At 53.7% G+C, this 24,131-nt stretch carries 23 protein-coding genes and 1 pseudogene; 11 read left to right on the top strand and 13 right to left on the bottom strand.

Annotation, left to right across the window (positions count from 1 at the left end; genetic code table 11):
• Positions 1-21: 21 nt before the first annotated feature.
• Genes SD71_RS04780 through SD71_RS04765 form a run of 4 tightly spaced genes read right to left on the bottom strand, consistent with a single transcriptional unit; the run spans position 22 to position 4,383 of the window.
• Positions 22-1,188, bottom strand: coding sequence for a dihydrodipicolinate synthase family protein (locus SD71_RS04780; protein WP_041060317.1), 1,167 nt, complete (start codon positions 1,186-1,188; stop codon positions 22-24).
• Positions 1,160-2,353 (bottom strand): Gfo/Idh/MocA family protein, encoded by a 1,194-nt coding sequence (locus SD71_RS04775; RefSeq protein WP_041060314.1) that lies wholly within the window; start codon positions 2,351-2,353, stop codon positions 1,160-1,162. The genes SD71_RS04780 and SD71_RS04775 overlap by 29 nt, the downstream gene beginning before the upstream one ends.
• Positions 2,354-2,384: 31 nt before the next feature.
• Complete coding sequence (locus SD71_RS04770) at positions 2,385-2,813, bottom strand: gluconate 2-dehydrogenase subunit 3 family protein (RefSeq protein ID WP_041060311.1); 429 nt, start codon at positions 2,811-2,813, stop codon at positions 2,385-2,387.
• 25 nt (positions 2,814-2,838) lie between these two features.
• Positions 2,839-4,383, bottom strand: a complete 1,545-nt coding sequence (locus tag SD71_RS04765) for a GMC family oxidoreductase (protein WP_041060309.1) — start codon at positions 4,381-4,383, stop codon at positions 2,839-2,841.
• A gap of 115 nt (positions 4,384-4,498) precedes the next feature.
• Here SD71_RS04765 and SD71_RS04760 point away from each other — a divergent pair, with 115 nt between their 5' ends.
• The gene (locus SD71_RS04760; protein ID WP_052475955.1) at positions 4,499-5,431 is read left to right on the top strand and encodes an AraC family transcriptional regulator; all 933 of its coding nucleotides are present in this window, start codon (positions 4,499-4,501) and stop codon (positions 5,429-5,431) included.
• Here SD71_RS04760 and SD71_RS04755 read toward each other — a convergent pair.
• Positions 5,355-6,176: a sugar phosphate isomerase/epimerase family protein gene (locus SD71_RS04755; RefSeq protein ID WP_041060307.1), complete on the bottom strand. Its 822-nt coding sequence runs from the start codon at positions 6,174-6,176 to the stop codon at positions 5,355-5,357. The two genes, SD71_RS04760 and SD71_RS04755, sit on opposite strands and share 77 nt — an antisense overlap.
• A gap of 186 nt (positions 6,177-6,362) precedes the next feature.
• Here SD71_RS04755 and SD71_RS24695 point away from each other — a divergent pair.
• The 3 genes and pseudogenes from SD71_RS24695 to SD71_RS04745 all read left to right on the top strand — a co-directional run.
• Positions 6,363-7,025 (top strand): annotated as a pseudogene (locus SD71_RS24695) (MFS transporter); the annotation flags it as partial.
• Positions 7,026-7,164: 139 nt separating this feature from the next.
• Positions 7,165-7,569, top strand: coding sequence for an MFS transporter (locus SD71_RS24690; protein WP_235426993.1), 405 nt, complete (start codon positions 7,165-7,167; stop codon positions 7,567-7,569).
• Between the two features lie 407 nt (positions 7,570-7,976).
• Complete coding sequence (locus tag SD71_RS04745) at positions 7,977-10,652, top strand: glycoside hydrolase family 10 protein (RefSeq protein ID WP_052475953.1); 2,676 nt, start codon at positions 7,977-7,979, stop codon at positions 10,650-10,652.
• Between the two features lie 189 nt (positions 10,653-10,841).
• On the opposite strand, the gene SD71_RS04740 is transcribed toward SD71_RS04745, so the two are convergent.
• The 4 genes from SD71_RS04740 to SD71_RS04725 all read right to left on the bottom strand — a co-directional run bounded on the left by SD71_RS04740 (position 10,842) and on the right by SD71_RS04725 (position 15,250).
• Complete coding sequence (locus SD71_RS04740; protein WP_082034043.1) at positions 10,842-11,213, bottom strand: Wadjet anti-phage system protein JetD domain-containing protein; 372 nt, start codon at positions 11,211-11,213, stop codon at positions 10,842-10,844.
• Positions 11,214-11,242: 29 nt separating this feature from the next.
• Positions 11,243-12,576 (bottom strand): IS3 family transposase gene (locus SD71_RS22875; protein ID WP_152619338.1). Its coding sequence is split into 2 segments (ribosomal slippage): positions 11,243-12,201 and positions 12,201-12,576, totalling 1,335 coding nucleotides; the frame shifts between segments, so codons are not numbered across the junction.
• Positions 12,577-12,686: 110 nt separating this feature from the next.
• Positions 12,687-12,977: a hypothetical protein gene (locus SD71_RS26135; protein WP_456064329.1), complete on the bottom strand. Its 291-nt coding sequence runs from the start codon at positions 12,975-12,977 to the stop codon at positions 12,687-12,689.
• Positions 12,971-15,250: an adenosylcobalamin-dependent ribonucleoside-diphosphate reductase gene (locus tag SD71_RS04725; protein ID WP_407637520.1), complete on the bottom strand. Its 2,280-nt coding sequence runs from the start codon at positions 15,248-15,250 to the stop codon at positions 12,971-12,973. Before SD71_RS04725 ends, SD71_RS26135 begins: the two co-directional genes overlap by 7 nt.
• 435 nt (positions 15,251-15,685) lie before the next feature.
• Here SD71_RS04725 and SD71_RS04720 point away from each other — a divergent pair, with 435 nt between their 5' ends.
• Genes SD71_RS04720 through SD71_RS04710 form a run of 4 tightly spaced genes read left to right on the top strand, consistent with a single transcriptional unit; the run spans position 15,686 to position 19,160 of the window.
• Positions 15,686-17,371, top strand: a complete 1,686-nt coding sequence (locus tag SD71_RS04720; RefSeq protein ID WP_052475980.1) for a DEAD/DEAH box helicase — start codon at positions 15,686-15,688, stop codon at positions 17,369-17,371.
• On the top strand, positions 17,368-17,760 hold the full coding sequence (locus tag SD71_RS25445; protein WP_052475952.1) for a YqhG family protein: 393 nt from the start codon (positions 17,368-17,370) through the stop codon (positions 17,758-17,760). Before SD71_RS04720 ends, SD71_RS25445 begins: the two co-directional genes overlap by 4 nt.
• Positions 17,691-18,242, top strand: coding sequence for a YqhG family protein (locus SD71_RS25440; RefSeq protein WP_268747709.1), 552 nt, complete (start codon positions 17,691-17,693; stop codon positions 18,240-18,242). The genes SD71_RS25445 and SD71_RS25440 overlap by 70 nt, the downstream gene beginning before the upstream one ends.
• A gap of 21 nt (positions 18,243-18,263) precedes the next feature.
• Positions 18,264-19,160, top strand: coding sequence for a hypothetical protein (locus SD71_RS04710; RefSeq protein ID WP_041060296.1), 897 nt, complete (start codon positions 18,264-18,266; stop codon positions 19,158-19,160).
• Here the strand turns inward: SD71_RS04710 and SD71_RS04705 are convergent.
• A complete protein-coding gene (locus SD71_RS04705) occupies positions 19,151-19,387 on the bottom strand; it encodes a YqzE family protein (RefSeq protein ID WP_041060294.1) in 237 nt (78 codons plus the stop codon). The two genes, SD71_RS04710 and SD71_RS04705, sit on opposite strands and share 10 nt — an antisense overlap.
• Before the next feature lie 156 nt (positions 19,388-19,543).
• Between SD71_RS04705 and SD71_RS04700 the strand changes: the two genes are divergently transcribed.
• Positions 19,544-20,245, top strand: a complete 702-nt coding sequence (locus tag SD71_RS04700; protein WP_235426992.1) for an N-acetylmuramoyl-L-alanine amidase family protein — start codon at positions 19,544-19,546, stop codon at positions 20,243-20,245.
• Here SD71_RS04700 and SD71_RS04695 read toward each other — a convergent pair.
• Entirely contained in the window at positions 20,217-21,047 is an 831-nt protein-coding gene (locus SD71_RS04695) for a divergent polysaccharide deacetylase family protein (RefSeq protein ID WP_407637515.1), read from the bottom strand. The genes SD71_RS04700 and SD71_RS04695 overlap by 29 nt on opposite strands.
• A gap of 176 nt (positions 21,048-21,223) precedes the next feature.
• Here SD71_RS04695 and SD71_RS04690 point away from each other — a divergent pair, with 176 nt between their 5' ends.
• Entirely contained in the window at positions 21,224-21,757 is a 534-nt protein-coding gene (locus SD71_RS04690; protein WP_041060292.1) for a type 1 glutamine amidotransferase domain-containing protein, read from the top strand.
• A gap of 75 nt (positions 21,758-21,832) precedes the next feature.
• Here the strand turns inward: SD71_RS04690 and SD71_RS24685 are convergent, their stop codons facing one another.
• A complete protein-coding gene (locus SD71_RS24685; protein WP_041060290.1) occupies positions 21,833-22,207 on the bottom strand; it encodes a WGxxGxxG family protein in 375 nt (124 codons plus the stop codon).
• 162 nt (positions 22,208-22,369) lie between these two features.
• Here SD71_RS24685 and SD71_RS04680 point away from each other — a divergent pair, with 162 nt between their 5' ends.
• Positions 22,370-22,699, top strand: a complete 330-nt coding sequence (locus tag SD71_RS04680; RefSeq protein ID WP_041060288.1) for a hypothetical protein — start codon at positions 22,370-22,372, stop codon at positions 22,697-22,699.
• 42 nt (positions 22,700-22,741) lie between these two features.
• On the opposite strand, the gene gabT is transcribed toward SD71_RS04680, so the two are convergent.
• Positions 22,742-24,106, bottom strand: coding sequence for a 4-aminobutyrate--2-oxoglutarate transaminase (gene gabT, locus SD71_RS04675; protein WP_041060286.1), 1,365 nt, complete (start codon positions 24,104-24,106; stop codon positions 22,742-22,744).
• Between the last annotated feature and the right edge of the window lie 25 nt (positions 24,107-24,131).

Below are 24,131 nucleotides of genomic sequence, written 5' to 3'. Positions count from 1 at the left end.
CGCCATCACGCCATCACGCCATCACGCCATCACGCCGGCTACCGCCAAAACCCGTTTCATCCGCTCGGCCGCCATGTCCGCGTCCTCCAGCAGACCTGCTTGATCCGCCAGGATGAACAATTCGGACAAATGGACGATCGATCTCGCCCCTTCCGCCCCGCCGATCATGCGGAAATGCGACTGGTGTCCGTTGAGGTAGGCCATGAACACGATGCCCGTCTTGTAAGCGTAAGTCGGTGCCTGAAAAATATGCCGGGAAAGCGGGACGGTTTTCTCCAGTATGCGATGGAAACCCTCGGAATCGCCTGCATCCAATGCGTGCAGTGCCGCAGCGGCAGCCGGGGCGATCGCATCGAAGATGCCGAGCAGCGCGTGGCTGAAGCCGTGCTCGTCTCCGTGGATGAGATGCGCGTAGTTGAAGTCGTCTCCCGTGTACATTTTTACGTTCGCCGGGAGCCGCCGCCGCATCGCGATCTCTTTGTCGGCGTCGAGCAGCGAGATTTTAATGCCGTCCACCTTGTCGGCATGGGAACGGATGATCCGCAGGCAGACTTCCATGGCCTCATCCAAATCATCATGACCCCAATAGCCGGTCAAGTTCGGGTCAAACATGCCGCCCAGCCAGTGAAGGATAACGGGCTGCGACACCTGTCTTAAGACATTGCCATACACCCGCTCGTAATCCTCCGGCGATTTCGCGGCGGCGCACAGCGCGCGGCTTGCCATGAGGATGACGCGTCCTCCATGGCTTTCGACGAAGCCGCACTGTTCTTCGTAAGCCGCCTCCACCTGCTCGAGGGTAACAGTCGGTCCCGGAGCCAGATGATCCGTTCCTGCACCGCAAGCGATTCGGCCTCCTGCTGAGCGGGCTTCGGCGAGTGACCTTGCAATGAGCTCCTTGGACCGCTCCCAGTTCAGGCCCATCCCCCGCTGAGCGGTATCCATCGCTTCTGCGACGGCCATGCCGAGCGACCATAGATGGCGGCGATACGCCATCGTCGCCTCCCAGTCAATCATCGCCCGGTTCAGGGGATCAGCGTCCGCCAGCGGATCGCAGACGACATGCGCCGCTGAATAAGCGATGCGGCTTTGCGGCACAGTACCGCGCGGAATCTCGAACGTTCTGACGCCGCCAGGTGTATATGCGGCTAATGTACCGTCACTTCGCGGCAGAAGCAGCTTCGGCATCTCGGCTTTCCTCCCGGATGTTCAATTCCGGCACCTCGATCCAGCGGCGTTCCTGCCAGGATTGCAAGGCGAGCTCGGAAAGCTGGGTGCCCTTCGCCCCCTCCAGCAGATCCCACGGGAACGGGGTTCCCAGCGCCACATGCTTCAAGTACAACTCCCACTGCACCTTGAAGCCGTTATCGAACAGTTGGTTGTCCGGCACCTCTTCCCACTGGGCACGGAAATCGAACGGATTCGGGATGTCCGGATTCCAGACCGGCTTGCCGGTGTTGATACGATGCTGCGCCTTACATTCCCGCAGACCTGCAACCGCGCTGCCTTCCGTTCCGTCCACCTGGATGGTGAGCAGGTCTTCCCGATTGACACGGACCGCCCAGGAGGAATTGGCTTGCACGACGATCCCGCCTTCAAGCTCGAAGGTCGCATAGGCCGCGTCGTCGGCCGTGCATTCGTATTCGCTGCCGTTCTCGTCCCATCGCTTCGGAATGTGCGTCACGCCGAGGCAGCTGACGGCCACTACGTTCCCGAACAAGTTGTCCAGCACATATCGCCAGTGCGCGAACATGTCGACGATGATTCCTCCGCCGTCTTCTTTGCGGTAGTTCCAGGAAGGACGTTGACCGGGCTGCCAATCGCCTTCGAACACCCAGTAGCCGAACTCCATACGCACGGACAGAATTTTGCCGAAAAAGCCGGAATCCACCAATCGCTTCAGTTTCAGCAAACCGGGCAGGAACAACTTATCCTGGACGACGCCGTTTTTGACGCCCGCCTGCCTGGCGAGCCGGGCGAGCTCCATCGACTCCTCGAATGAACCTGCCGTCGGCTTCTCGCAGTAAATGTGCTTGCCCGCTGCGATCGCTTTGCGGAGGCTGTGCGCGCGGAAATTGGTCATCTGGGCGTCAAAGTAAATCACGTTCTCTTCATCTGCAAGACACTCGTCCAGGTTGGTGCTCCATTTTTCGATTCCGTGCGCCTCAGCCAAAGCTTTCACTTTGTGCTCCTGCCGTCCCACTAATATAGGTTCCGGCATAATCGAATCGCCGTTCGGAAGCATTACGCCCCCCTGCTTCCGGATTGCCAAGATCGAGCGGATCAGGTGCTGGTTCGTGCCCATCCGTCCCGTTACCCCGTTCATGATTACACCCAGCTTGATTTGCGCCATCGATGAAGCCCCCTTCCTTTTGTCATGTTTTTTACCCGGCTGTTTGTTCGTCTCCGATCCTGAATTGAGGCTGGTCGAAATCCGGATACCCGCCCGACTCCGCCGAAGGACCGGGGAATCCGATTCGCTGCCATACCGCAGGTTCGCTCAAATATAACGCGCACACGTCCGCCCGAAGCTGCTTATAGAAGGCCGGCAGGCGCTTCTTCACTTCCAGCAAAATGTCCAGAGCCTGCTCCTGCGTCATGCCTGAGCTGAGACCGAACCGTTCCTTCGCGAGAAGACCGGCTGTTTCGAGCCCTTGCAAATAAAGCGCGGCGTTGACGCCCCTGTCTATTTTGGCGGCCAAAGCCGTACCGGCATGGACTTCGGCGGCTCCCCGGTCGACCTCGTCCTCAGGAATGACCGCCAGCGTCAATTCGCTCAACAATTCGACTTGTTCGGAGCTGATCGTTCCCATACCCTCGCCTCCCTCATCAAATGGTTTAAAGTTCGCCCCTCCGGGCTTGGCTCGCTATGTAATCCGCCGACCTGCCGGCGATGGCCATGGCGGTCAGCGTCGGGTTGAGACCTCCTCCGGTCACGAAAACACTGGTGTCGCAGATGAACAAATTTTTGATGTCATGCGTTTGCCCATAGCCGTTGACCACAGACGTCTGGCGATCGTCGCCCATGCGGCACGTCCCCATCGCGTGCGCTCCGTAGTTCAGACCGATTCTTACCTTGCGGGCCCCCGACAACTCCATCAACTCGGCGGCTTTGTCCCTTGCGGCGGCAGCCACCTTGATGTCGTTCTCCTGCCACTCAATCTCAATTCTGGCGACCGGAAGGCCGCGCTTGTCCTTCACTTCCGGATCGAGCGTGACTGTGTTGTTCTCGCTCGGCAGCCCCTCGGCGTGCGCCCACCAGGCCGCGGTGTAGGGATAGTCATGCAGGAACCGCTTCAGCTCCGGCCCGACGAAATCACCGCTCAGGTTGGCGTATGTGATCGGCGTCATCATGTAGGAGATCAGTACATAGCCGCGGGCATAGTCGTTGCGGGGATCCGGCTTGTAATAATCCTGCACCATGACCTGGCCCATCTGGATCCCTTTGTAGGCGTTGACGGGTTCGTCGAACGTGCCGAATACTTGCCAGGTCGGATGACTGAGCAAATATTTGCCGACTGTGCCGCTGGAATTGGCCAGACCGTCCGGGAAGCTGGGACCGGCGGACATCAGCAGCAGTCTCGGTGTCTCCACCGCGTGGGCGGACAAGATCACGATCCGCGCCCGCAGCTCGTGCTCCCGGCCATCGGCAGCGAGATAATGAACGCCGGTCACGCGGCCCAACGCTTCGTCATAATCCACGCGATGGACGAACGCTTCGCTGATCACGCGCGTCCCGGCGGCTTCCGCTTGCGCCAAGTACGTCCCCTGGCTCGTCGCCTTGGCGCCGGTCGGACAGCCGGATCCGCACCAACCGCAGTATATACAGGCCGGGCGACCGCCGTATTCCTCCGAGTTGATCGCGATCGGCGGCGCAAAAGGATGGGCCCCCGCTCTCCTCGCTCCCCTGGCCAGCACCTGCGCGTGCCAACTCATCCGGTGGGCGGGCATCGGAAGCGAATAAGATTCGGGCGCGAACGGTCCGCACTCTCCCGCTAAGCCGAAGTCCCGCTCTACCTTGGCGTAATACGGCGAGAGATCCTCATACGAAATCGGCCAATCTTCTCCGACTCCTTCCAGAGTCCTTGTCCGAAAGTCGGCCCGGTGAAAGCGCGGCATGACGCCCAGCCAAGTGAGCGTGCCGCCGCCTACTCCGACGCCCGTTTTCGGAACGACCTGGTCTTTGCCCGCGTACACCCTCGGTTCCGCCCATTGAATCTTGGCGCTGTTGGCTTCGGAGTTTGCCAGATCGACAGCGGGGTTGTAACTTTTGCCGCCTTCAAGAACGACAACGCTGAACCCGCGGCCGGACAGCTCCTTCGCGACCAATCCGCCGCACGCGCCGGCGCCGACGATCAATACGTCTGCAGACTCATTGAGCATATAGCCGAGTCCCCTTTCCCTTTTCGAAAGAAAGATAGTAATTGATTGTAAAATATTGAATTGGCATCCTATACTAAGAATGAATGGAATTTGATGTCGGCGGGGGTGTTGATCCATGAGCTTGCAAGCAATTCAACTGCCTGATGAGGGAATCTTGTTATACGAAATCAAGCATAAGGACGGCGATGTGGTGAAAGAGCACTATCATCAAGTCCATCAGGTTTTATATGCTCTTGAAGGGGAAGGAAGAATTAGGCTGGATGGAAAAGACAGCGTTTTCAATGGCGATCATGTGTGCGTCATCGCGCCGGGAGCCTTGCACGCCATTGTGTCCGATTCGAAGCTGACCGTGCTTGTTCTAGCCTTCGACCAGGCGATTTTCGACGATGCGGTCAAAACCCGGCTGCTGGACGAGCATCATTCCAAGCTGATTAAACCCTTCCATTATGAAATCAGTGAAGTTAGGCCGCTCCTTCGAAAAATGCTGTTCGAGCAATCTGCCCGTCATCATTTAAGCGGCTTGGCGATGAAAATCATTCTAATCGAAATGCTTATCGTACTTTCCCGTTCGCAACAACCGCATGCGTTGACGGACGCCAACAGCCTGCGGGCGGAGCGGATCCGCCATTATATCGAAACGCATTACTTCGAAAACTTAGATGCCGACAGGATCGCAGGCATACTGGGCATGAGCAGCCGGTACATCAACATGATTTTCAAAGAACACTACAATATGACGCCGGTTCGCTACTTAACCGACTTGCGGATCGGGCTGGCAAAGAAATTGCTGACGGAAACGGATAAGGACATCACTTCCATTTGCTTCGAGCTTGGCTTTGAAACGGTGTCCACTTTTTATCGGATTTTCAAGGATGCGGCCGAGATCCCTCCCCAGAAGTACCGAACGCTGCATAAAACCCGGGAGCATCACACGGTGAAAGACGAAAGGCAATACACGCCCGAATATGTGTCTACACATACTCCGGGAAACGCTGCTTCATCAGGGCAAGCACCTCATCTCCGGGCGCATCCCAGATCGCCTGGTTGAAAATTTCGACTTCAATCGGCCCGCGGTAACCGGCAGCCTCAACGCTCTCGCGGATGCGGGAAATCTCAATCACACCGTCGCCCATCATCCCGCGGCCCATCAGGAGGTCCTGCGTCGGAACGATCCAATCGGAAACGTGAAAACCGACAATGCGGCCTGATGCCTGAGCGATCTGGCGGTACAAATCGGGGTCCCACCATACATGAAATACATCAACGACAACGCCCACCTGATCGGCTGAATGCGGCTCCGCTAAGGCGTTGGCCTGCGCAAGGGAAACGACGACCGAGCGTTCGGCCGCATACATCGGGTGCAGAGGCTCGATTCCAAGCTTCACGCCATGTGACTGCGCATAAGGGACAAGCTTCTCGATCCCTTCGGCAACCCACCGGCGGGCGCTGTCGATATCTCGATCCGGAGCCGGTCCGCAGACCAGTACGAGAACCTCCGCGCCCAGCTCCGCCGCTTCCTCCACCGCGCGGCGATTGTCATCAAGCCGCGCTTGTCGCTCATCTGCTGTGGCTGCCGGAAACATGCCGCCTCTGCACAGGCTTGAAACCTTCAGTCCGGCATCGCGGACGATTCTCCGGCTTTCCGCCAGGCCCGCCGCAGCTACCTTGTGGCGCCACAGAGCGATCCATGGAATGTCCGCCCTCGCGCATCCTTCTACCGCTTCCCTCAAACTCCACCGTTCGGTCGTAATCTGGTTCAAGCTCAACCTTTTCAAGTCGCAAGGCTGCCGCAATACAGCACTCCCCCTGTCCGACACCGATTTCAAATGCACCTCCATCTTAATCCAAGAAGAAAATGACCGTCTTATCAAACAAGGAACTCGATTCTCATAATCGGAACTAAGATCGCCATTCCTCCTTTTCCGCGCGTAAGTGCGTGATATAATACTGCCACGATTCCATAAGAAGGAGGCGTCAGAATGGCACAATCGATGGGCGCCGCTGCAGCGAACAGCGCGCTCACCAAACCGCTCACACCCGGCCTTATCCTCTTGATGGCGGTATCCAGCGGCATCACTGTGGCGAATTTATACTACAACCAGCCTCTTCTAGCGGATATAGGACGGACTTTTGGCGTCGGCGCCAAACAGGCGGGGCTGATCTCCATGCTGACCCAGTTCGGCTACGCGGCAGGACTGTTCCTGTTCATCCCGCTGGGCGATATACAAGAGAAACGCAAGCTGATTGCCGGCTTGCTGCTTGCCGTCGGTGTGGCCTTAATCGGCGTGGCGGCGGCGCCGAATTTGGCCTGGATGTATGCGGCCAGCTTCGTGGTCGGATTGACCACAACCGCTCCGCAAATGATCATTCCGCTCGCTGCGGAGCTGGCTCCTCCCGAAGAGCGGGGCAAAGTGATCGGCAGCGTCATGAGCGGGCTGCTGATCGGGATTTTGCTGGCACGTACCGTTGCCGGCTTGATCGGCGAGTTGTTCGGATGGCGGTTCATGTTCGGACTCGCCGCGGCCGCCATGTTCGCGCTCGCGTTTATTCTGTGGAAGCGACTGCCGGCCAGCCGGCCGGTCATTCGGCTGTCATATCCCGCTCTCATCCGGTCCATGGGCAAGCTGATCGCCGAACAGCGCACGTTAAGGGAAGCCGCATTGATCGCGGCATGCATGTTCGGAGCGTTCAGCGTTTTTTTGGACCTCGCTGACCTTCTATTTGGAGGGGCCAGGCTTCGGCTACGGCAGCGCGATAGCCGGGCTCTTCGGCTTGGTCGGCGTGGTCGGCGCCTCCGCCGCCTCGGTCATCGGCCGGCTGGCCGACAGGGCGAGTCCGACTCGAATGGTGGGCTTCATGATAGCGGCCGCTATTCTTTCGTATGTTTGCTTTTGGCTGGCCGGTTCCTGGCTCGTGGGGCTGGTCGTGGGGGTCGTCTTGCTCGACTTGGGGGTGCAGGGCGCACAGGTATCCAACCAAGCGCGAGTCTATGCGCTGATTCCGGAGGCTAGGAGCAGGTTGAACACAGTTTACATGGTCAGCGTGTTTATCGGGGGCGCAATCGGTTCATCCATCGGAGCTTATTCATGGGTGCGCTGGGGCTGGAACGGCACGTGCATCGCAGGCGGCGCAATGACGCTAGCCGCGTTTGTAGTTTGGGCAATGCATCGCATGGCTCGAAAATGACGAGTCTTGGATTTAGTTAAAACCATAGAAAAAAATCAAAAAAAGTGTGATATTCCATTTTTAATTCTAAAAAAGCTTAGAACCATAAGGGTTCTAGCTTTTCACTTTCTCTGGATTAACACCGCACACCGCCTAAATAAACTCATGTCAGATATTTTAATAATATCGTAATTCGCAAAATTTGTATGGAAAATAACTCCTCTTACAAATATTAAAAAAGATTTATTTTCTATTTTATAATTACATTTAATTTCCAGTCGGGGTATGATTATGGACAGGGACAATAAGGAACTACTCACATTCATCCACTATTAGTCGAGGACTCCGCTTAGCACCGAGGACTTCGACATGTTTCAATCGCGGCCGGTCTCTGTAATACACCATTATGATTCAGGGAGGAATCGCATTTGAGCAAAAAAAGGTTGGTTACTTTTGTATTGTGTCTTTTATTATCATTCAATGTGGCAACGCTTTCATCAGCAAATACGTCCACCGCACCTTCAACGCCGGTTAAGCTCGTCTTTCAGAACGGCACCGAAGTGACAGTAGAACGCATCAATGAAGCTCGCGCATCTGACGGATTTGCCATGTACACTGCCTCTTACGGCTCATTCTCACCGACCTTCGGCGCAGAAACGACGGAGTACATTATTTCCGATGGAACCGTGATCGCGGTCAACACCCGGGGACAACATGGCAGTTATATTCCGAAAAATGGATATATATTGTCCGCCTCAGGTTCGGCCACAGAAGCGTTGTCCAGCGTAGCCGTGGGACAATCCGTTGAGCTGTCCGGAATGACGCTTCCTGTCATGCCGAGTCAATATGCGCTAATCGGCGATGTCGTCTTGCCGATCGACAGCGTGAACGGTTTCCGTAGTACGGCAAGTGTGGTTATGTACCAACCGTCTTTTGGTTCATCCACCAACACGAATGTTTGGGGCATGGAAATCACCGTTGTGAACGATAAGGTTACACGTGCCGTTTCACTTCAAGGCAACTCCCCAATCCCTTCGGACGGTTACGTATTATCCGTGCATATCGACAGCAATTATTACAGTCTCTTGAACGGCAAAGTGGCGGCGGGCACCCCTGTACAGCTGAGCGCCAATGAAGTTCCTTTGTATGAAGCTGTCAAGACCGCCTACGACGCCTTCAATCCCAAAGTCAAAGAAGACAATCCTGCCGGCTGGGATGACGCTAACAATCAGCCGTATCCGGGATTCAGAGGCGGCGATCAGTTGATCGTATATGACTCAGAGTACGGCTCCAGTACCGGGACGAATCCATGGGGATACGAAATTACTGTGGACCATAATGGCAAGGTGATTAGCCTCGCAGGCAACAACTCAGCTATTCCCGACCGGGGAATGGTTTTATCCGGGCATGGTGTAAAGGCGGATTGGCTTCAGAAGCATGCGCGCATCGGAGCTACAGTCATGGTAAAGCCGGAGAAAAAGGAGCTCTTGCTCGTGTTTACTCCCGAATCATATATTGAACGGGCGGAAGTGAACATAGCGGCCGTCGAACAAGGATTGGAGAGTTCCAAGGCCAAGTTTCTGGATGTGCCTTACGCCCAGATTACACAGAAAATTAAAGATGCCCGGGCAAAACTCGATCAGTTGAAAACACAGATGGAGGAAAGTGATTATTCAAAGCTATCCTCCACGTCTGCAGAGATTGACGCCATCGTTAATGAAGCTTATTACATGAATTTTGAAAGCCGTAAAGTGGAGCATCGCGGCATATGGGTAAGACCGCTGGAAACGACGGCTGAACAAGTCAGGGAGCATGTCGCACAAATTGCTGCCGCGAATCTGAACACGATCTATCTCGAAACCTGGTGGGACGGATATACCATTTTTCCGACGGAAAATACGTTGACCCGGCAAAACCCGATCTACAACGGATTTGACGTGCTCCAGGCTTATTTGGAAGAAGCTGAAAAATACAATATCGATGTGCACGCGTGGGTGGAGCATTTCTTCATCGGAGAAGAACTGGCACTTAAGAAACCTGAATGGGGCATCCGAAACCGCAAAGGCGAGAATTACGAAACTCACGACGGCGTCAAGTGGTATTGGCTGAATCCGGCTCTGCCTGAAGCCCGTGATTTCGTGGCCGGTATTTACCAAGAACTGATCAAAAAATATGACTTCGCAGGTCTCCATCTGGATTACACACGCTATCCGGAGTCCGGCGACTACACAAACGATTTCGGATACGACACGTACACCCGGAGATTGTTCGAGGAAAAATACGGCGTGGATCCGATTACGCTAAATCGCGGCGACCCGCTGTGGGACGAGTGGGTAGACTTCAGAGTCCAAGTAATCAATACGTTCGTTTATCGCATCGTGGATGAAGCGAAGGCTTTGAACCCGGACATTAAAATTTCGGCTGCCGTAATGAGCGACTTCGCTATCGCTCCGGAGTTCAAGCTGCAGGACGCAAAGGATTGGGTCAGCAAAAATTACATCGATCATCTGCTTCCAATGTCCTACACGTTTGATGTAGATTCTGTGGTGAAGGATTCCGCCAATGCGCTTGCGTTCTCCAAGGATAAAGCTTATGTCGCAATCGGTCTCGGACCGTACCTGCGCATTGACAAAAAAATTCTGGCAGGGCAAATCGAGGGAACTGCTCGGATTGGCATAGGCGGGAGCGGGATGTTCGAGTTTATCGGCTTTTTCGCCAACCGTTACGATAAGGAACTGAAGCTCGGTGTGTATCGCGACACGGCTGCCGTGCCCGATCGGAACCCCGCTGAATCTCTGCGTATTTTGCTGAATGATATGAAGCGGAAAATTAACGAGATTTATGTGCCTAACCACGGTGTCAGCGCCGGATCCAAGTATGAGAAAAGATTGGATCACGTATTAAGCTTTGCACAGGAGCAGCGGTTTGACGCCGGTCAATCACAAGCCCTTCTGGTGCACTTAAATAATCTGGTCCGGGAAATTTCCAAGGATGCGGAGCTTCATACGGAAGTGAAAAACAGAATGTTGTATGACATGAATTACGCAATTCAGATCCTGACTATCTTTGAATCTAAAACGGATAAGAAGAATCAAAATCAGTAGATTACAAGTTAACCCACCTTGCCTATTGAGCTCTCGGGTGTCCCAGCGACCCGCAGGGCTCGTTTTGTATAAAGGCGACCTACATGGGTCGCCTTTTATAGTATTGATTGAAAGACGCGTTCTAGGAATTAAGCCTTTATTGTGTGTCGGAGGAACGGGTTCAATAAGACATAAAGAGGAAATGATGAATCAAAGCAGCTGTGCTTCTTGTTCTAAACGCAATCCATCTTTAAGCATAACCTCTAGGACGGACTGAAAAACTTCATAACGTGGATCTCCAACCATACGAGATAGCTTAGGTCTGTACGCGCTGTCTATAGGTTCGGCGTAGTTTCTATATTTAAGAAAAGTACTTTCGTCCATATTGAAGACTTTTAAATTGGGTATTACCCTCTCACGAATATGGGTAAAAATATTGAAACCTCCAAGATCGATATCCCCCCAAAAGAAGGATGTGAAGTCACGTTCTTTATGTGTAGCTGCGGTGTAAATCTGCATCAGCAGTCTCCTTTTATACGATCCTGGAAAGCCTCCAACATAGACAACTGAACTGTGACCCATTAAGTGTACGGTTTAAAAAAAACCGCAAGTTACGCTGTTAAAAGGTGGCTCCTGAACTCGTCAGGAGTCATCTTTTTTAATGTCCATTGATATCGTTCCGAGTTGTAGTAATGGATGTATTCATCCACGCGGGCACGTAGCTGTTCAATTGTTGTGCAGTCCTTATATTGCAGCTCATCCTTCATATGGCCGAAGAAACTCTGCATGGAGGCGTTGTCCCAACAGTTGCCTTTTCGGGACATCGATTGATGAAAGCCTGCTTCCTTAACTCGATGACGAAATTTAGGATGTGTATAGTGCATCCCTTGATCAGAGTGCAAGATGGCGTCCGGATGAATATTGCCATCGAGTCGCTCCAGCAGTATATCTAGCGTCCGTTCTACCAGTGATACCTCCAGGGATGTGGATAGGTAGTGCGCGAGGATCTGCTTTGTCGATCCGTCCTTGACGCACGAAAGGTATCCCCACTGGCCGTTGTTATAACTCAGGTAGGTAATATCGGTGAGGAGTACCTTTTCCGGCTCCCCTTGCTCAAACTCGCGCTGAAGAAGATTCGGACACGTATGGTGCTCCTGCGTGGCCAAAGCCATCTTGCGGTATGGGTTGGCTTGTCTCACCTTAGCAATAAGACTGTACTTGCGCATCAAGCGACGTATCTTTTTGTGGTTCATCACTACACCGTCAATGTTTTCAAGCCGCATTTTAATCACCAGTGCGCCTGCCTTGCCGGTAAGACGGTCAAAATGTTGTTTTATAAGCGCCAGATCGTTCTCGTCAGCAGCCTCTCTTAGCTGACGTTCCTCTTGTTTGCCCAGCCACCGATAGTAGCCGCTCACACTCACGCCCGCAAGTTTACACAGAAAGCGCGTACGATTCTTTAACTCATGTAGTCGGATGACTTGATTAATGAGTGCGAAGCGCTCTGAAGGTGTTAACGTTTGTTCTGTTTCGCCTGCCTCTCTAGTGCCTCGAGCTTTTTTAGGAAGTCATTCTCCGCTTCTAGAAGTTTGATTTTAGCCTCCGCTCGCTTTAATTTTTCCTCAGTTGAAAGCTTGTTACCAGAAGGCCGGCCAGTGCTGTCTTTCCCACGTCGTTCCTCAAGAAGACCAGCTTCTCCGTGCGCAGCATAAGCGTTTCTCCAGCGCGTCAAGCTGCCCTTGGGCTTTTCACGGTCTAACATAGTTAAATTAAACCCAGCGTCCTTGAAAATCTCCATTGGCGTTTTACCAGCCTCGTAAGCTTTAACAGCAGTCACCTTAAATGCTGGGGCAAAAGTAATGTTCTTGTCTGTAACGTGCTGAACGTTTGGATTACACTCGAGTTGTCTAATCTGGAATTCCGTATATAGCTTTCTGTGTGACATGTCAGTGACCCCGATCCTCTTAGATAAGTATGATTATAAACGCAAAAGACCCGAAAGACGGGCACTTTTTTAAAGTGTCTATATCTTTCGGGTCACAGTTCACTCTCAATTTAACTACACTTACTATAACCACAGTTCCCGCATGTCTTGCATCCCTCTACATTCAGCAGCGAAGCCGATCCGCAGGATGGACACAAGTCCTTGGAAGTGTAAGGAGTTACTGTTTTCTCAGCATAGCCGGTTGCAGCAATTGGCGTTTCAAAAGCTGCAGCATGCTCGTGGCTGATGATGCCGGCGTGGGTTTCCAGCGCTTGAGCGACTGCGTCGGCGATGGATTCGACACGGTTCGGGCCGAAGCCGACTGCGCCGGAGCCGCCGATACCTTTCAGGTGCTTCACCAACAATTGGACTTTGTCGCCGTGATCGCCGTAGCGAAGGAACAGCGAGCAGACGCGGCCCAGGCTTCCGCCATGGCGAATACGTCGGAGCCGGCTTTACCTACGTTCAGGAAGATTTCTCCCGGCGTGCCGTCGATATCGTTGACCGTAATGTAGGCCATGCCGAACGGTGTGTTATATTTGTAAGTCGCTCCGCGCAATACTTTCGGGCGGCTCTTGTATTGTTTGTCGAATACTTGCTGCTGACCAGGAGTGACAGCGGCGTTAAGAACAGAGTTCAACGTGCTGACCGCAGCCTCATCCGCAACCGGTGCGACCGGAGCTGCCTCCGCTTTCGCTTCTTCCTTCTTCTCATCCTTGGCGGTGCTGAGAACTTGCACGTCGCGGCTGCCGTCACGGTAGATCGTGACGCCTTTGCAGCCGAGCTCGAACGCCAGTTCATACAGCTCTGCAGTCTCTTCAACGGTGAAGTCTGCCGGGCAGTTTGCCGTCTTCGAGATGGAGCTGTCTACCCAGCGCTGGATCGCAGCTTGTGCACGGATGTGATCTTTCGCAGAGAGATCCATGGCGGTTACGAACCACTCCGGAAGCGCCTCGCCCGGATGCTCGTCCTGCCATTCTTGCGCGATCGGAACATATTGCTTGTCGAAGCCGAGACGGCTTTGACGGAAAAATTCAAATGCAAAGTACGGCTCAATTCCAGTAGATGTGCCGACCATCGTACCCGTGGAGCCCGTTGGCGCCTGAGTGATGACGGTAACGTTACGCATACCGCGCTTCGCGACAGCCTCTCCCACTTCAGGATACACGTCGACCATATTTTTCATAAAGCCGCTTTGCATGAATGGCTCCAGATCGAAGGCCGGGAAAGAACCTTTCTCAGCTGCGATCTCAGTGGACGCCAAGTAAGCTTCACGAGCCATGAAACCATACAGCTTATCGAGGAACTCCAAGCTTTCCGGGCTGCCGTAGCGGATTTCGAGACGGATCATCAGTTCGGCAAGACCCATCGTTCCGAGACCTACGCGGCGCTCGTTCTTCTGGTTGCGCTCGTTTTCAGGGAAATGATATGGAGTCGTATCGATAACGTTATCCAGGAAACGTGTGGAGTAACGCACGACACGGGACAATTCATCCCAAGCGACGTCGTGATTGTCCGCATCGTAGAATTTGGACAGGTTGACGGCCGACAGGTTACACACGCCCCAAGCCGGAAGGCCTTGCTCACCGCACGGATTCGTACAGATGATCGGGTTGAAGTACCAGCTGTTGGACATTTGATTGTAGTATTCCATGAAAACAACGCCGGGCTCAGCGGATTTCCATGCGCTCTCGATGATCGTCGTCCATACATCGCGTGCACGAACGGTGCGATAGTGGATGACGTTCTTGCCAAGCTTTTTCCACTTATCCAGATCGCCGTCCCACAGTTCGTTATATTCAGGGTCCTTCGTATCCGGGAATACAAGATCCCAATCCAGATCTTCTTTAACGGCCTTCATGAAGGCGTTGCTGACACACACGGACAAGTTAGCGTTCGTTACTTGGCCTGCAGTCTGCTTGACCGTAATGAAATCCACAACATCCGGATGCCAGTCGTTGATCATGAGCATCAATGCTCCGCGGCGGCTTCCGCCCTGCTCGATCAATCCGGTCGTGTAGCTGAACAATCCGCCCCAGGATACTGCACCGCTGGAGGAGCCGTTAACGCCTTTGACTACCGAACGGCGAGGACGCAGGGAAGACAAGTTAATGCCTACGCCGCCTCCGCGCGACATGATCTCGGTCATCTCGGAGAGAGTTTCCATAATGCCGCCGCGGCTGTCATGAGGAGACGGGATAACGTAGCAGTTGAACAGCGTAAGCTCATCGCTTGCTCCCGCTCCCGCTGCGATCCGGCCGCCCGGAACGAGCTTCCAATCGTCAAGCAGCCATCGGAACTTGTCCGCCCATTCTTTCTGCTTCTCAGGGGAAGTTTCAACCTTGGACATGGCATTCGCCAGACGGGTCCACATTTCCTCAGGCGTTTTCTCTATCGTCAGCGTCAGCTTCTCGACGGTGGATTCTACCAGATCTCCGTTGCGGAGCTTCACGGTTACGTTGCGTCCCTCACGTTTGACGACTTCCCCAACGTCCTTGGCAGGAAATTTGGGATCATCCTTCGTAAGTACGAGAACGACATCGCCCACTTTGGTGTTATCGGTCTCTGCGTTCTTCCATGCATATCGGTCCAGAAAAATCTTCTCACTCAACCCTTGCAGCTGTTTCGTCTCCATTGTCTTCACTCCGGTATCCTCCCGAACTTTCAAGGTAAAATGCTGTAAAATCCTTTGTTATAAGGGCGTAAGGCATTTTTAAAATGTATGTAAATTGTACAACATATTGTGTACGATTGCCATTATACTATACCACATATTGTACAGCCATAGGACAAATAGCATATATTAGCGAATCATGACGAACTAGCGCGAACAACCTTCGATTTGCTAATGATTGCTCACTTTTTCATCTTTTGTTTCGAAAGCGATACGATTGCTCATACTAGGTTATGTCTGCTCTGAAAGACTCATTTTACAACGGCTATGGAGGAACATCTATTGCGTATTGCGTTCTCTTCACCCGCCGGGGACCTGTCCGGCACCGCTGGACCCTCTTCCCAACCGACGCCTGGCAATGCTAGAGCGCCCGCAGCCGGGGAAGCGCCGCGCAAACTGCATCCGCTGGTGGATCTGCATATCGACCGTAACGCTTTCGATGATCTGGAGTGCCGTGTGGACCGCAACGGTCCGTGGGACGACTGGTCATTATATCAATTGGCTTTGGAAGCCGAAGAAGTCTCGCTTGTGCATGATTTTCACGACCTGCAGTGTCTGACCCTTTTACCCCAATTCGAACCTATGCCCCATCAGATCGAGACCGCCCGCCGTGTGCTGCATGACATGAGAGGACGGGCCATTCTGGCGGATGAAGTAGGCCTCGGCAAGACGATCGAAGCGGGATTGATCTTAAAAGAGTACATGATCCGCGGTCTCGTCAAAAAGGTTGTTATCCTTGTGCCCTCTTCATTGGTGCTGCAATGGGTGCGTGAACTCAACTTCAAATTCGACATTCCGGCCACCGCGCAGAAAAAAGAATACAGCTGGCAGAACGATGTCGTGGTGGCTTCCATGGACACCGCCAAACGCGACCCTCACCGGGCCATCCTTTTGGATAACGAATATGACATGCTGATTGTCGATGAAGCTCACAAGCTCAAGAATAAAAGAACGGCGAACTATCAATTCATCAACCAGCTGCGCAAAAAATATTGCCTGCTCTTGACCGCTACTCCGGTGCAGAACGACATGGGGGAGCTATACAATCTCATCACTCTGCTGAAGCCGGGTCAGCTTGGAGGCGAGGGTGACTTCGCAGCCAATTTCGTTGCCGATAAACGGGTTCCCAAGAATGAAGAGAAGCTGCAAGCCGCGATCGGCCAAGTGATGGTGCGCAATCGGCGCAGCGACGGCGGCGTCTCCTTCACGAAACGTTTCGTAACCAATGTCCCGCTGCTCTTATCGCCGGAGGAAATGGCATTGTACAGAGGTGTCACGGAATACATCCGAACGCATGCACGGGCGGAAAGCGATGTAACCAGCATGCTGGCTTTGGTCACCCTGCAGCGCGAGGTATGTTCGAGCCGGGAGGCGGTCTTCCTCACCCTGGTCAATCTTTCCAAGAAAATTGAGAAGGGTTCCCCTCTTGCCGCCCGGATCTGGGAGCTTGTAGATCTGATCAAGAGCATTACCGCCAACACCAAAGCCGAGAAAGCGATGGAGATCATCCAAACCCTGAACGACAAAGTGATCATTTTTACCGAATACCGCGCCACCCAGGACTACCTGATGCGTTTCTTGAAAGAACACGGCATACAAGCGATTTCCTACCGCGGCGGCATGAATCGGGGCAAAAAAGACTGGATGATGGACCTGTTCCGCAGAAGAGCACAGGTGATGGTTGCCACCGAGGCCGGCGGTGAAGGCATTAATCTGCAATTCTGCCACCATATCATTAACTTCGACCTGCCCTGGAACCCGATGAGAGTCGAGCAGAGAATCGGGCGCGTTCATCGCTTGGGCCAGACGGAAGACGTCCAAATCTTCAACCTATGTACACTCGGAACAATCGAAGAACATATCGTACACCTGCTCCATGAAAAAATCAATATGTTCGAGCTGGTCATCGGCGAGCTGGACGAGATTATTGAGAAGATGGAAAAAGAGGAGTCGTTGGAGCGCAGATTAGCCCAGATGGTACTGGAATCGGCGGACGGCGAGGATCTGCGCAAACGGATCGACGGGCTCGGCGAAAAGATGCTCGAGACCAGGGAACAAGTACGGCGGGAGAAAAAGCTATGAACACCAAACAAGTGCAGAAATTCCTCCTTTCCTACCTGGAAGCCACGAATTGCCAGATCATCGAGAAAACGCCGAATCAGGTAACGGTCAAGCTGTCTCCGGTGGCGGACCGCGCGCTGACCAACCGCCTCTATTATTGGGGGTTCGTCGATCGCGCAGGAATTGAGCCTGAAACGATGACGTACACTTGGACGTTCGGCATCCCGCCCGCCGATGAGCGCAAGGTGCCTACTCAGCTGTCCTACCTGCTCACTCCGGGCGCAGAATTCTGCAGGAACATATCTATTACGGGTCCAGACGGTTGGAGCACCTGTTTAATATGGTTCGTCAGGGAGGCCGCTGCATCACCTTATTCGAAGAACCGCCCAAGGGACAAACGGGTCCTCTGAGTTCCTACCCATATACCGCATGGCTGGGGGTGAATTTCAAAGTCGGTTATGAGTGCGATGTCAAACGCGAAGAGCTGTACGGTTGGGGCATCTCTCTGGCCACGGGGGTGATCGATGAGCATTTTTTGGAGAAAATGAAGTCACTGAAGCTGACGCCTCGGCTTCCTTCCAATATACATCTGCTGAAGAACGGACTGTCGCTGCGTAAAGGTATGACACAGTTGGAACACACGTTGGAGCGAAGACTCAAGAATACCGACTTTTCCTGGGCCGTCGAAGCGGAAGAACGCAGACAGGACGAGTTGGAACGGATCCGGCTGTATTATGAACCGATGGTCGAAGCGTGTGAGGATGCCGAGCAGAGAGCGGCGCTGACCGCCCGCTTTGAGCAGCGAGCAGCCGAGATTGACTGGCAGTACCGGCCGAGGGTTACGCTGACGGTACTTAACTGCGGTCTGTTTCACCTGCCGGGTATCGATTAACCAAAGAAAGTGGGTCCCGAAGTGATTTCAGCGTCTGTTGTAAAAATAATGCGCGTGTTCTGCCTGTTGTTGACGGCAGCCTTGTTGTTTAGTGCGTTCCCTGCCGGATCGTCGGCGTCGCCGGAGCCGGAGCAAACTGCAGCGCCGTCGAAGCTTGAGCAGCAGGTTAACGAGTGGGTATCCGTACTCGCGAAACAGAAGCTGTTCGCCGATTGGCAGGGAGCGGATCCGCAAATACAAGCGCTTGGTCCCGGAACGCACGGCTGGCTGGTGCTATTCAGTAAAGACGGCAGACATATCGGTTATATGGTCGTGCATGCCGTCACCGACGGATCCTTCCGTATGGGAGAGTATGGTGTCGGGTCGTTCCCCTTATTCTCGCAGCAGCAATTGAAGCGGTCGCTGATCCGCAACGAGTTGATCGCCGCGAACGCCCCGAGTACCTCGTACTCCGCAGTGCGGCATTACCTTCATCCCCTCGCGGCGGTCTGGGAGGTGAAGATCGACGGTAAAAGCTATTGGCTCGATGCCAAAACCGCAGAGCTGCTGCCCTTGAAACAATCGGATTGGGACGCGATCGAGGAAGCAGCAGAAGATCGGCCGGCCGCCCCGCTTCTTACGGGTAACCGCAGCCGGTTGCGATTAAACCCGACATTTGATGCATACGAAAGACTCCCTTGGCTGACCAAGGAAGCCCCTTTTGCTAATAAAGATATGGAGAAAATCGTGCTGCGCTTGAACAAAAAACAGCGTGTGCGCTATGTAACGGAACCCTACGGTGAGGCCATGCTGTATGCCGCACCGGTAGTCGGATATCAACGGTGGTCGGGCGGACGGCTGGATCTCGCTCTTCATATGGAAGGTACGCGCTTTATCCCGATTGAAGCGCTCGCACGCTGCGGATTTTTTTATCGGTAATTAGTGGAATTCATTTGACCCAGATCGTCCTGGGCTTTCTTTTTGCGTTTTTCCTTACCGCCCCACCACATCATGAGCCCCATCGGCAGAACGCCGAACCAGCGCGTCATCCAGGGTTCCCTGCGCCTCTTCTTGTCTTGTCTGGATTGTATCGTCTCCGGCGATTTGTCCAAATAGCGCACAACACTCTCCGTCATATATTTCAAATAATCGGACTTGTCACTCATTGCGACACGCCTCCTCAACTCCTAGCATGCCCGGTTCTGCGAATACGCAAACCATTTTGCATCCAATAACGGAATCGCCGCGGGTCTGCATGAGCGCCGTCAATATGTGCCACTCTAAAGACGACGATTACAATGTTCGGATCGGAGGAGATTGATTTGAGACGTGCTTTGCTGTTATGCTGCGCGTTGCTGCTATTCACAGGCTGGAAAGCTCCGGATGCGGGGGACAAGGATGTCGTCGGAGCCGAGCCTCCGAATATCAAAAGGGCTCTGCCGTCCGCGGATGTGGTCATCGATGCGGGACACGGCGGGATTGACGGCGGTACCTATTGGCGCGACATCAAGGAGAAAGACATCAATTTGGCTATCGCGCGCAAGCTGTACCTGCTGCTTAGAAGCAAAGGGATCCGCACGATCCTTAACCGCACCGGCGATTATGCTCTGAGTGACGATAACCGCTGGCATGCCACAAGATCCAGACACCGCCGGGACTTGTCGCAGCGCAAAAGTCTGGCCAATGAAATAGATGCTCCCTTGTTCGTCAGCATTCATGTGAACTGGTCAACGCGCGGCCGAGCCCGGGGACCTGTCACCATCCATCAGTCTGAAGGCAGAAGCGCGCTATTGGCCGGCTTCATTCAGAATAGCCTGAATCAGCAGCAAGGGCGGCACCGCCTGCCTAAGCCCACTTCAAAGCTTTATTTGCTGAAAAAGACAGAAGTCCCCTCCGTACTGGTGGAAACCGCATTTCTCAGCGATCCGCAGGATCGCGCAATGCTGACGTCCTCCGTCGGGCAAACGCGGATCGCGTCTGCAATTGCGAGCGGTATTATCGCTTACCTTTGTTTCGCTCCATAATTTGATGGACCGGAGGGAGCATTTGGGACAGAGGAACGAACACGGCGTTGGATTTGAGATCTGGAATCGTATCCTTGAGCACACCCGCCGTGATCGTGCCGGACGGTCCGACATGCCCGATTGCGACACAGCTCTCATGATCCTGCAAAAACTCCTTCACGGTCCTGATCTGCCGCATCACATGCCGGCGCGAATACACATCGTCCAGAAACACATCGTTGTGGATCACGCTTACACCCAGCTCTTCCCCGACTTTAGGAATTACCGTATGGTAAGACGTCCGGCTGTCCAAGAAAAACAGTCCCCTCTCCTTGCACACCTGCAGAACAATCCTCATCACCCGCTTGTCCGAAGTGGCGCGGGATCCCATATGATTATTCATGCCGATCGCGTGCGGCACCGCATCAATGGCAGCCTCTACCCGTTTGCGAATTTCCGCATCCGATAAATCCGTGAAGATAGCACCCGGGCCAAGCCAGCTGCGCTTGCCCCTAATCGGCTCCATAGGCAGATGCACGATGACATCGTGACCTTTCCTGTAAGCGGCTTCCGCGTCTTGTTTGCTGGTCGGCAGGAACGGCATGACGGCAACCGTCAGCTTGACCGGCAGCTCCAGCATTTGCTCTGATCCCTTCATGTCATTGCCGAAATCATCAATGACCAAGGCAATCTGACGGGGAGCCTCTCTGGATTCACGCGCTCCGACCAGAAGCATGGCGTTGGCTTCGCCGTTCCACAGCATTAATGCAGTAACGACTGACAGCAGAGCTCTGCTTAAATTTTGCATTCTCGAAATGCTCATCTCGATATCCTCCCATACAACGCCGCTTGACGATAACCGCCTGTACTGAAACAGGATTTGTATAATTGGAAAATTTTATGTACGAACGCCCCTGGGAGAGGGATGTGGTGGTTAAAATGCCGGATCATCGGGTATTTCACTGCTAAGTTGTGCAAAAAAGAGAGGTGTGTTTTCCATTGAAACAGAACACGAAGAAAGTCGCCTTCCTGCTGGCGGACGGATATGAGGATTCTGAAATGAGAAACCCTTACGAGGCACTGACGAAAAACGGGAACGATGCGGTCATAATCAGCTTGCAAAAAGGGGCGGAGCTCAAGGGTAAGAAGGGTACGATCACCTATACTTCCCATCTGGCGGCAGAGGAGGCCAACGCGGGCGATTACGATGCGGTCATTATTCCGGGAGGCAAGTCACCGGCCGCGTTGAGGGAGAATGCGGCCATGGTAGATTTTGTTAAGGAGGCCGATCGACAGCGAATTCCGATTTCGGCCATCTGCCACGGTCCCCAATTACTGGCCAAAGCCGGCCTGCTGAACGGTAAAACATTAACCGGCTACCCGGCTATAGAAGATGAAATCAAACAAGCCGGAGGGCATTATGTAGATCAAGAGGTGGTAATCGACGGAAACCTGATTACCTCCCGCCGCCCTGAGGACGAGCCGGCTTTCATTAAAGCGACGATCGATAAGCTCGGTGTGCAAGCTTACTGACTTCGGCTCATTCACGGCACCCGAATAAACCCCGCCGGCCACTCTGGTCAGCGGGGTTTCATATACACGATCGTGCTAGCTTGGCTGACGATTCCTGTTCCGCATACCTGCCAATCCGATTAAGCCGAGCAAACCGAGCCAGCCCCAGTCCACACCGTTGTTGTCCGCGCGTCCGCCGGCTGCTCTAGCTCTGTAATTGCCGTTGTTGTTATTGTTCGTGTTGTTGCCCCGGCCGTTGGTGTTAAAGTTGTTCATTCTGTTATTATTGTTGTTCCCGTCAAAAATTCCGTCACCATCCATATCACCTGCCGCAGTACCTACGAACGTTCCGTTGCCGAAATCCGGAGCGTTGTTTGTCACCGTGCCCCTATTCCCTTCTGCGAATGCCGGAATCATCAGGGACAAGGACAAAGTCGCGCATAAAGCGATGCTCGTCAAGAATTTCTTCAAGTTGAGACCTCCTCTGGTTGTTTGGTTTACTCGATTTATAATTTCTCCTTTACAGAGCAATTTATTCAGCGCGCACGCCGTACCGGGCAGATCTCGAATAATTGCCGCAAACATCGCGAAACCTTATCAGTATTGAACATTTAACTTGATGGGGTGTCCCGGATGATCGGAATGCGAGTCAGATATGAGATTACCGATATGAATTTGAAAATCAGCAATGTTACTCCACCCGACTCTGACACCTACGTGTTGATTACAGCATCCGACGGCAGGAACAATGAAATTGTCGTTGCGTTGTCCCCTGATCAGGCGGAACGGCTGGAAGATGAACTTTATGAGGCGACCCGGCGCCGAAGGCAGCATGCCGCGGCGGCATCCGTTAACTACACCGAGGAGGAACCGGCGCAGCCGCTGGACTTTGAGGACACGGACGAGGAACCGGCGCACCCGCACCCGGCCTTTGAGGAGACGGACGAGCACATTACGCATTAAATGGAAAACAGCCTCCGCGAAGGAGGCTGTTCGAGAACCAAGTCATCTGCTGTTCGCTCCCGCAGTCTGGTGGACTTCCGCGATCGCTTCGGCGATAATGTCCAGACCTTCCTGGAGCTCGTCGTCCGTAATAACAAGAGGCGTCAAGAAACGGATGATATTCGCATGGACACCCGCGGTAAGGATGATCACGCCTTTTTCGTAACACGCCCGGACGATCCCTGCGACCAATGTCTTTGCAGGCTTCCCGGTATCCGGTTCGACAAACTCCACGGCACACATTGCGCCCAGCCCCCGGACATCCCCGATCGCCGGGTATTGAGCCTGCAGAGAAGTACAACGGCTGCGAATCCGTTCCCCGATCACCTCGGATCGGCCGCTTAAGTCATCCTTCTCCATTTGTTTAATGACGGCTAGTGCCGCAACACAGCCCAGCGGGTTTCCTCCATAGGTTCCTCCGAGCTCACCGGGATTCGGAGCATCCATAATATCCGCTCTGCCGACCACCGCGCTGATCGGAAGCCCTGCAGCAAGCGATTTGGAAATGGTGATCAGATCGGGCTCGATGCCGAAATACTTGCTGGCGAACATTGTACCGGTACGGCCGAAGCCCGTCTGGATTTCATCCGCGATAAACAAGATTCCGTTCTGCTTACATATATCATATATCCCTTTGACGAAGGATTTCGGCGGTACGTTAAAGCCGCCTTCACCTTGAACCGGTTCCATAATAACGGCAGCCAGCTCCTCCGGTGCCGCTTCTGTCAGCAGAAAATCCTCGAACTGGCGTACGCAGAACTGCCCGTACTCCTCTTCGCTCATCGATTCGGGCCGCATATAAGAGTAGGGAAAAGGCGCTTTGTACGTGGCCGGCGCAAAAGGCCCCATTTTGTATTTATACGGCTTTACCTTGCTCGTCAGCGACATGCCCATCAGCGTGCGGCCGTGAAAGCCGCGGGTGAACGATACGATGCCGGCTTTCCCGCTAAACTTGCGGGCGATTTTCACCGCGTTCTCCACCGCTTCCGCACCGCTGTTGAGCAGCACGGCCTTTTTCGGGAAACTGCCCGGCGTAAGCTCGGCAAGCTTCTCCGCCAAGGCAACGTACGGCTCATACATCCCGACGTGGAAACAGGTGTGCAGGAACAAATCCGCTTGCCTTTTCACCGCATCTACCACCTCGGGCGGGCAATGACCGGCATTCACAGTGCCGATGCCCCCCGCAAAATCAAGAAACGTATTGCCATCCACATCATGAAGCAACGCGCCTTTGGCACTTTCAACGAACAGCGGGAAGTTGTTTCCTACACCCGCGGCTACCGCTTGCTCCCTGCGCCGAAGAAGCTCCTTCGTTTTCTCGCCCGGCAGTCCGCCGGACACGGAAATAAATTTTCGCGGCTGTGTCATCGGTTTCCACTCCTTCTCATGTCCG

The organism is Cohnella kolymensis, assembly GCF_000829465.1.
GTDB classification, from domain to species: domain Bacteria; phylum Bacillota; class Bacilli; order Paenibacillales; family Paenibacillaceae; genus Cohnella; species Cohnella kolymensis.
The sequence above is the reverse complement of the archived record's forward strand: the minus strand, read 5'-3'. Positions and strand labels throughout refer to the sequence as shown.

What these genes read in the sequence shown, in the direction of transcription:
- SD71_RS04760 (WP_052475955.1), top strand. Translation starts at nt 4,499, where the DNA reads ATGAGCTTGCAAGCAATTCAACTGCCTGATGAGGGAATCTTGTTATAC.
- SD71_RS04695 (WP_407637515.1), bottom strand. Translation starts at nt 21,047, where the DNA reads ATGAGCATTTCGAGAATGCAAAATTTAAGCAGAGCTCTGCTGTCAGTC.
- SD71_RS25440 (WP_268747709.1), top strand. Translation starts at nt 17,691, where the DNA reads ATGGTTCGTCAGGGAGGCCGCTGCATCACCTTATTCGAAGAACCGCCC.
- SD71_RS04740 (WP_082034043.1), bottom strand. Translation starts at nt 11,213, where the DNA reads ATGGGTCACAGTTCAGTTGTCTATGTTGGAGGCTTTCCAGGATCGTAT.
- SD71_RS04725 (WP_407637520.1), bottom strand. Translation starts at nt 15,250, where the DNA reads ATGGAGACGAAACAGCTGCAAGGGTTGAGTGAGAAGATTTTTCTGGAC.
- SD71_RS04775 (WP_041060314.1), bottom strand. Translation starts at nt 2,353, where the DNA reads ATGGCGCAAATCAAGCTGGGTGTAATCATGAACGGGGTAACGGGACGG.
- SD71_RS04770 (WP_041060311.1), bottom strand. Translation starts at nt 2,813, where the DNA reads ATGGGAACGATCAGCTCCGAACAAGTCGAATTGTTGAGCGAATTGACG.
- SD71_RS04765 (WP_041060309.1), bottom strand. Translation starts at nt 4,383, where the DNA reads ATGCTCAATGAGTCTGCAGACGTATTGATCGTCGGCGCCGGCGCGTGC.
- SD71_RS04705 (WP_041060294.1), bottom strand. Translation starts at nt 19,387, where the DNA reads ATGAGTGACAAGTCCGATTATTTGAAATATATGACGGAGAGTGTTGTG.
- SD71_RS04680 (WP_041060288.1), top strand. Translation starts at nt 22,370, where the DNA reads ATGATCGGAATGCGAGTCAGATATGAGATTACCGATATGAATTTGAAA.
- SD71_RS04780 (WP_041060317.1), bottom strand. Translation starts at nt 1,188, where the DNA reads ATGCCGAAGCTGCTTCTGCCGCGAAGTGACGGTACATTAGCCGCATAT.
- SD71_RS25445 (WP_052475952.1), top strand. Translation starts at nt 17,368, where the DNA reads ATGAACACCAAACAAGTGCAGAAATTCCTCCTTTCCTACCTGGAAGCC.
- gabT (WP_041060286.1), bottom strand. Translation starts at nt 24,106, where the DNA reads ATGACACAGCCGCGAAAATTTATTTCCGTGTCCGGCGGACTGCCGGGC.